We start from the raw sequence: 6,586 nt of genomic DNA, 5'->3' as shown, positions 1-6,586 counted from the left end.
TGACAATGCGGGCGGCGATCCTGTGCAGTATATTATTCATTATACGGGCATGGGAGCGCTTAATAGCTTGTTAGCTACTTTGCTTATTTCACCTATCGCTAAACGTTTTAAGATAGCCGCGCTAATCCAAACTCGCCGCTTGGTGAGCTTATATGTGTGTGCCTATGCACTGTTACATATTAGTGCTTTTATCAGTTTAGACTTACTGTTTGCGTGGGGATTATTGTTTGAAGAGGTGATTAAGCGGCCTTATATTTTAGTTGGCGCAGCGGCATTACTAATCATTTTATTACTGGCGCTAACGTCACCTAATAGCATCAAACGCCGCATGGGAAAGCGCTGGCAGTCATTACATAATTGGATTTATCTGGCTGCGATTTTGGCACCTATCCATTTTTATTGGTCGGTAAAGTCTGAAATTATTGAGCCGAGTATTTATATTGTGCTGTTTGCGGCGTTATTGCTGTACCGTAAAGATACTATTTATAAATGGATTAAACCGAAAAAATAAGCTTATTTTTTATTAACTAACGTCTCAATTTTTGATTGAGGCCGTTAGTTGAAAAGGCGGCAAACACAGTAAATACCATCACAGACAGCATAATAATGGCCAATCTTAACCAAGGTTGTTGCAGTGCAATGCGCATATCAATAAAATTAAATGCGCTGACCGACCAGACAAATACTACGCTTACCAGTAAACCTATCTTGAGTAATGTGTGGGTAAATGAATGCCGAATAAGCATGAGTAATGGTAAGGTCATGGCAATAATGGCTAAGACGTGCTGGTCAAAACGTAAAAAATGCGCGCCTAATAACAGGTAAGCTAAACTAATTATGGTTACTCGCCACCACATACCATTCTTCCTCATTAATACGCCACAACGAATGCCAATAGTGCCACTACGAAAGTGTTACAAGTGTGTATGTCGTTGGCGATGAATAATGCAGCATAGCGTTAAATGATGGCTGATTGTTGGCTGTGGTTCACAAATTACTTATTTGTCAGCTTAATGATTCTCGATAATCAGTGATTAACTGAGGGTTATTTCAAGGGTATTATTTATCGGCGCGATGATTAGCTAGGCGCAGGCTTAAATTACAATTTGAGCGCCAGTATTAACCTTGCTTCACCAGGGGAAAAATAATCATTTTCGTTAGTCAGAATAATAAATTCCATTGATTGATATAAAGACAAAGCGACAAGATTTTTAGGCGCAACTGTAAGTAATAAACGTTTAATTGCCCCATTGGATTCACCGCGGGCAGTAGCGATAGCGTGATTGATTAGTCCACGAGCAATTCCTTTACCACGAGCTTGTGTTGCAACGGCCAATGATAAAATCCAAGCATCACCAGCTTGAGCGTTCGACTCAACCCATAATAAATAGCCTAATAATGAGCTATCCTGTTTGGCAACTAATAGTCCTTTAGGCCAGCAATCAAAAGCTTGTCTAAAGAAAAAGGCAGGGTAACAAGGTTCACCAAATATCGTCTTTTCAAGTTGATGGATATCAGCTAAATCAGTTTTTTGGGCGAAATGGATCGGCAGTTGATCAAGAGGCAAAATATAATATCCTTATTATCTAACTTATGATTAGCGATGACTGATAAAGTGATTTTAGTGATTATCCTTTATAGATACAAAGCACTTATTAGCAAAATTAATACAATAGCATTATTCTCACTATCAATAAGCTACAAATGATTGTTGAATTAAGGTAAACACCACAGGAGTGTTGGCAATGAAGGCATATATGGCTGTAGGGTTACTCAGCTTCACATTAATCATAAGTGGTGCCAGCAGGGCACAAGAAACTGAACATGATATCTATTGCGATGCAGCAATGAGTACGGTTGATATTAATCAATGCGCGAGACAGGAGTTTGAAGTGGCGCAAGTTAGGTTAGATGAATATATTGCTAAGGCTAGTGACACTTTTCATGATGATCCTGTAGTGCTTGAAGCACTCCAGCTATCGCAAAGAGACTGGCTGACTTATCGAGAGTCTTATTGCCATGCGATATACCAATTATGGCGTGGTGGCACAATAAGAGGGGTTATGTATCAAGGATGTATGCTGCAACTTACGGTGCAGCGTACTCATAATATTTGGCAAAACTATTTAACCTACATGGATTCAAGTGAACCTATATTACCCGAGCCACAATGATGACTTTCATTGATCTCTTACTCATTGTATTGGCTCTGTATAGGATTATTTACTCGCTGCTTCCAAACTGACTATTTTAGCCCAAATTTGTTCCGATTCAGCCGTCAGTAAAGAGTAGGTTTTAATATCGCCTTTTCGCTGCGCTTGCATGGCTTGCTCTAGTATTGCATCGTAGCTTTTGCGCAATTTTTTTACTGGATCTGGCTTTAAAAATGAAAACATTATAGTGCTCTTTGTGATGACGATTGTTATTAAATACGAAGCGACTGAGGTTTCAGCTCAATGTGAATAAGGTTTTTGTCTATTTTAGCATTTATTCAAATATGCTTGGTTGTTCGGCCTATTGATAAAATCAAAAGACTGGGTAAACCGCTTGCCATTATTTAGTCGACAAAGAAGGTTTACAGATTATTTTTCGTAATATAATCAATTGATATCATTAAAAATCATCGGTACAAGGGAGATTTTTTGCATGACTCATTGCGTTGTCATCACACCTTTATTGATTAGATTTCAAATGACGCTTGCTTTGATGTGGCTTTTTTTAATGAAGATAATATTTTTTGCTCACCTTGTAATAAATCCGCCATTGATGCTCTGGCCTTGATCCGCGTATAAAGCGCTGAAAGATTCGGCCAACGCTGTGCATCTAGTTGCTCTCCTGCGTGCTCCATATTGACCATTTGAGAAGCAAACGCTAAATCGGCGAGGCTTAAGGTGTCTGCCACAAAGAATTTAGCATTACCTAAGGTGTGTTCTAAGTAATCAAAGTGGATGGGGAGTTTTTCATTTAAAGCTGACATTACCGAATGTTCATCGCAAAGATGGCCCATACTGGGATTAATTATACGCTGTTGAAATAGGGTAAAGGTAACCAGTGGTGCCAACTCATAATCAGCATATTTTTCTAACCAACGTACCTTGGCATGTTGCTCTACGGTTTGTCCTAGTAAAGGGGTAAGCTCGCAATATTTATCTTCAAGGTATTGGCAGATCACGCTGGAATCAGCCAAGGTTAAGTCACCATCCTTCATTGCTGGAATACGCCCCAGAGGATTGAGTTTTTTAAACCAAGCCGGTTGATCAAAGGGCAATACAATGACCAACTGATAATCGAGCTGTTTTTCGGCTAGACATAAACGCAGTTTACGTACATAAGGAGAAAGTGGCACGCCATAGACAATTAGGCTCATTATAGATCCTTGTTAGTTAACAAATTCATAAGCTAGGCAGGTTAATTACTAGTGAGCAGCCATAACGATTTCATTTAGCGTAATGCAAATATCGCTGGCTGACTTAACCTCACAGCATGATCCTGCTGAAGATGTAATGGATCATGCTGTGTCGGTCAGCGGCTATTACTGACGTCTAATAAACGATTCAATATAAGCCGGAGTCCGTGCATTTAAAATAGGATCCGCTGACGGTGTAATCCCTTTTGGTAACAACACAGGGTTAAAAATACCATTGCCACATGTTTGGATCGTTGATTCGTTATCTCTTTCGCCGTTAATGATAACTTGGCCAACTAATAAACGCTGTCTGTCTTCAGGCCAAAGTACCGTTGGGTTATTAATTTCATCATCTTTTTCTGCAAGCTTAATGAATAAATTCCAGACTGCGGGTTGATGTTTAATTCGTGTTAATAATTCTTCTTTTAAAAAGTCATCTGGAAGCTCTGCAAGTTGAGCTTGAGATAAATTGACGACGCCGTCAGCAGGCTCAAAAATCCAACGACCAGGAACTATGTCGTTATTTTTGGTTGTGAATAGGAAGCTATTAACACCGAAATACGGGCTATTGGCAAAACTGGCACTGGGTGGCAACTGTTTAACGAAGTCAAAAAATGCCTTGGCATCGGGTTTGTTATCGATTAACCATTGTTTGCCTTCTGGCCCTTGTTTTACTTTAACTTGAAAAGTAAAAAAATCATCTAGGTTACCGGCAAAAAATACCGGTGAGTTTGTGGTGACAAAATTGAGGTTTTCTTTGTCACCATCAATTTTAAGTGACATAAAGCGTCCGGCAGTTTTATCTGACGCGTGTGGATTTGTGCCACCCATTGAAAAACGCGCGGTGACATTAATCTTTGATTGATTAAAGAAAGGAATCGCTAATTCATCATTTAATTTAGGGTTAGGTGCAAAATATCCAGAGGTACAGAATCCTTTAGCATGATTGCGCAGTTTGACTTTTTTACCTGCTTCTCGACTCGCCATATCAGGTGTGCCATTAACAGCATCAACGATTTCTTGCATGGTTTGTTCTGATGCGTAAAGTGACGTTGATAGAATAGAAAGACTAGAGAGTAAACAGATTTTTGACAGTAATTGATATCGACGAATTGTCATTTTTATTATTCCTAGTGGGGTAATGTAATCAGTATAGACAGGCAGAACCCGTGAAATATTTCACCGCTAAGGTATTTATTTTATATTTACGCTTAAAAAAATTAAAAATCTCAATGTAACGTATATCAATGACAGCCATTATTTGAACCGTTGATCATTTTTTAGGTCAACGAGATAATTGTGTTATTAATAAAAGATGGCTTAAAAATAACCCCTAGATGATTTCACCAATGGGTTTTCTTAAAGTTGTCCCCTTAACTAGATAGTGCATTTTTCTCTAGTTACTTTTATGGGCATTGAGAAAGTTTTGAAGGCTGCTTACAAGCTAAACCATAACATTATCCGTTGCGGTATTTTTATAATGCATCTCATGCTTATCAAGCAGAGGCCATGAAGTATTAATGGGACAAACTTCTGGCCATTTGGAAATTAACCTAACCCGTCAAGGTAAAGGCGTATTACTTGATTGGGTAGTCGGTGCGGCAGCTCGTCAGTCACTTCCTGCTAAAATTCACACACGTTAATATTGGCACCTAGTTTGAAGCTAACAACGCTTTCCATAAAATGGAAAGCGTTGTTAATTTATGCTGAACACTGTTCCAGTTGAGTATTTTTCTTGTTCATTTGCAGATAACTTAACAGCCACATGATTAAACCGCCGGCAAATAGCACAGCCGCCACATAACCGGTCTCGTTAGGCATTGCACCTTGTGCGATAAACATACCGCCCACCCAAGGGCCGATAGCATTGGCAGTGTTAAATGAACATTGCACTAATGCACCTATCATGGCGTGACCATTTGGCGATACGTCCATCAGTAAGGTTTGAATTAATGTGGCTAAACCCACACTGCAACCAATAAAGAAAATCACCGCATACAATAGCCAAATATTATGGCTGGCGCTGACATAGGCAACAGAAAATATAATCGTACACACTAATGCGATACCTGTGGTTTTTAAGGCGGCGCGATCGGCCGCTTTGCCTAATACGTAGTTACCTAAGGTACAACCAATACCAAACATCACCATGGCAATTGAAATCGTGTAGGCTGGGGTTTGTGTCACCACTAAGATGGTGTCGGCGATATAAGTGTAAATACAAAACACACCGCCAAAGCCAATAATCACAATGCCTAAAATTGACCACACCAATTTATTTTTCAACACGCTAAATTCATTAATTAAATTAGATGGTTGGCTATTTTCTATTTTTGGAATTACCACATAGACGCACACAAGTGCGATTAAAGCGAGAGCAGATGCACCTGCTAAACAATAGCGCCAGCTTAAGTTTTGGCCGACTAAAGTGACAATTGGAACCCCAACAATGGTCGCTATGGTTAAGCCCATAAACACTTTAGACATATAGCTGGCACGTTTATGTTGTGGGGCAATATCGGCAGCCAATAAAATCGCGGCACCAAAATAAGCGCCGTGAGGTAGACCGCTTAAAAAGCGAAATACAATAAGCTGTTCAAGTGAAGTGGCCATGGCACTTAAGCCATTTGAGATAAACATTAATGTCAGAAATATCGCCAATGCATGACGTTTTTTCATATTGGCAGTTGTCAGCATCAAAATCGGTGCACCGACAACAACCCCTATCGCATAAGCACTAATAGCATAACCGCTTTGAGATGGAGTAGAGGCAAATGTCTCGCTAATTAATGGCAGCATTGGCATCATCGAAAATTCAGATAATCCCAAAATAAAGGTGCCTAGCGCTAACACGAGTAAAATGGCGGTAGTGTTTAGTTGGCTTGGTGATGTTGCCGCCGGTGTCATATGTAATCCTGTTATTGATAAGAGACGAATAGTGGTGAGTTTTATTTTTAAGTTTATGATAGTCATGTTATGTAAAGACATTATTACGGTTAAGATCTGGCAACGAGCAACAAGCTTTAATGTGCCAAAGACATAATGGTTAAACATGATTGTATCGACAGTGAATTCGCTATTATTAGGGGAAACTTAGCGACTGCGACATCATAAAGCACCACAGTTTATTAGATTTTTAATAAAAGACCGCAATAAATTAAAATTTTATTATAAACAGGC

9 protein-coding genes are annotated in these 6,586 nt (G+C 39.3%); 3 read left to right on the top strand and 6 right to left on the bottom strand.

What is annotated here, in order from left to right; all coding sequences use genetic code 11:
- Positions 1–511: protein-methionine-sulfoxide reductase heme-binding subunit MsrQ (gene msrQ / locus H5185_RS20670; RefSeq protein WP_182743041.1), on the top strand; the 511-nt coding region annotated here is incomplete at its 5' end.
- Positions 512–527: 16 nt separating this feature from the next.
- On the opposite strand, the gene H5185_RS20665 is transcribed toward msrQ, so the two are convergent.
- Positions 528–857 (bottom strand): hypothetical protein, encoded by a 330-nt coding sequence (locus H5185_RS20665; protein ID WP_182696994.1) that lies wholly within the window; start codon positions 855–857, stop codon positions 528–530.
- Between the two features lie 242 nt (positions 858–1,099).
- Positions 1,100–1,567, bottom strand: a complete 468-nt coding sequence (locus H5185_RS20660; RefSeq protein ID WP_259396272.1) for an N-acetyltransferase — start codon at positions 1,565–1,567, stop codon at positions 1,100–1,102.
- A gap of 178 nt (positions 1,568–1,745) precedes the next feature.
- Between H5185_RS20660 and H5185_RS20655 the strand changes: the two genes are divergently transcribed.
- Entirely contained in the window at positions 1,746–2,174 is a 429-nt protein-coding gene (locus H5185_RS20655; protein WP_182743040.1) for a lysozyme inhibitor LprI family protein, read from the top strand.
- 45 nt (positions 2,175–2,219) lie between these two features.
- Here H5185_RS20655 and H5185_RS20650 read toward each other — a convergent pair whose 3' ends face one another.
- From H5185_RS20650 to H5185_RS20640, 3 genes are all read right to left on the bottom strand, one after another.
- Entirely contained in the window at positions 2,220–2,396 is a 177-nt protein-coding gene (locus H5185_RS20650) for a DUF6435 family protein (protein ID WP_182696992.1), read from the bottom strand.
- A gap of 284 nt (positions 2,397–2,680) precedes the next feature.
- Positions 2,681–3,367: a glutathione S-transferase family protein gene (locus H5185_RS20645; RefSeq protein ID WP_182743039.1), complete on the bottom strand. Its 687-nt coding sequence runs from the start codon at positions 3,365–3,367 to the stop codon at positions 2,681–2,683.
- Between the two features lie 165 nt (positions 3,368–3,532).
- Positions 3,533–4,525, bottom strand: coding sequence for a catalase family peroxidase (locus tag H5185_RS20640; protein ID WP_182743038.1), 993 nt, complete (start codon positions 4,523–4,525; stop codon positions 3,533–3,535).
- 401 nt (positions 4,526–4,926) lie between these two features.
- On the opposite strand from H5185_RS20640, the gene H5185_RS23125 reads away from it, so the two are divergent.
- Complete coding sequence (locus H5185_RS23125) at positions 4,927–5,049, top strand: hypothetical protein (protein ID WP_259396271.1); 123 nt, start codon at positions 4,927–4,929, stop codon at positions 5,047–5,049.
- 58 nt (positions 5,050–5,107) lie between these two features.
- Here the strand turns inward: H5185_RS23125 and H5185_RS20635 are convergent, their stop codons facing one another.
- Positions 5,108–6,313 carry an MFS transporter gene (locus H5185_RS20635; RefSeq protein ID WP_124016471.1) on the bottom strand — a complete coding sequence of 402 codons (1,206 nt, stop codon included), beginning with the start codon at positions 6,311–6,313 and terminating at the stop codon, positions 5,108–5,110.
- Positions 6,314–6,586: the final 273 nt, after the last annotated feature.

It is taken from the genome of Shewanella sp. SG44-6 (assembly GCF_014164185.1).
GTDB classification, from domain to species: domain Bacteria; phylum Pseudomonadota; class Gammaproteobacteria; order Enterobacterales; family Shewanellaceae; genus Shewanella; species Shewanella vesiculosa.
This window is presented reverse-complemented; position numbering and strand designations above follow the sequence as displayed.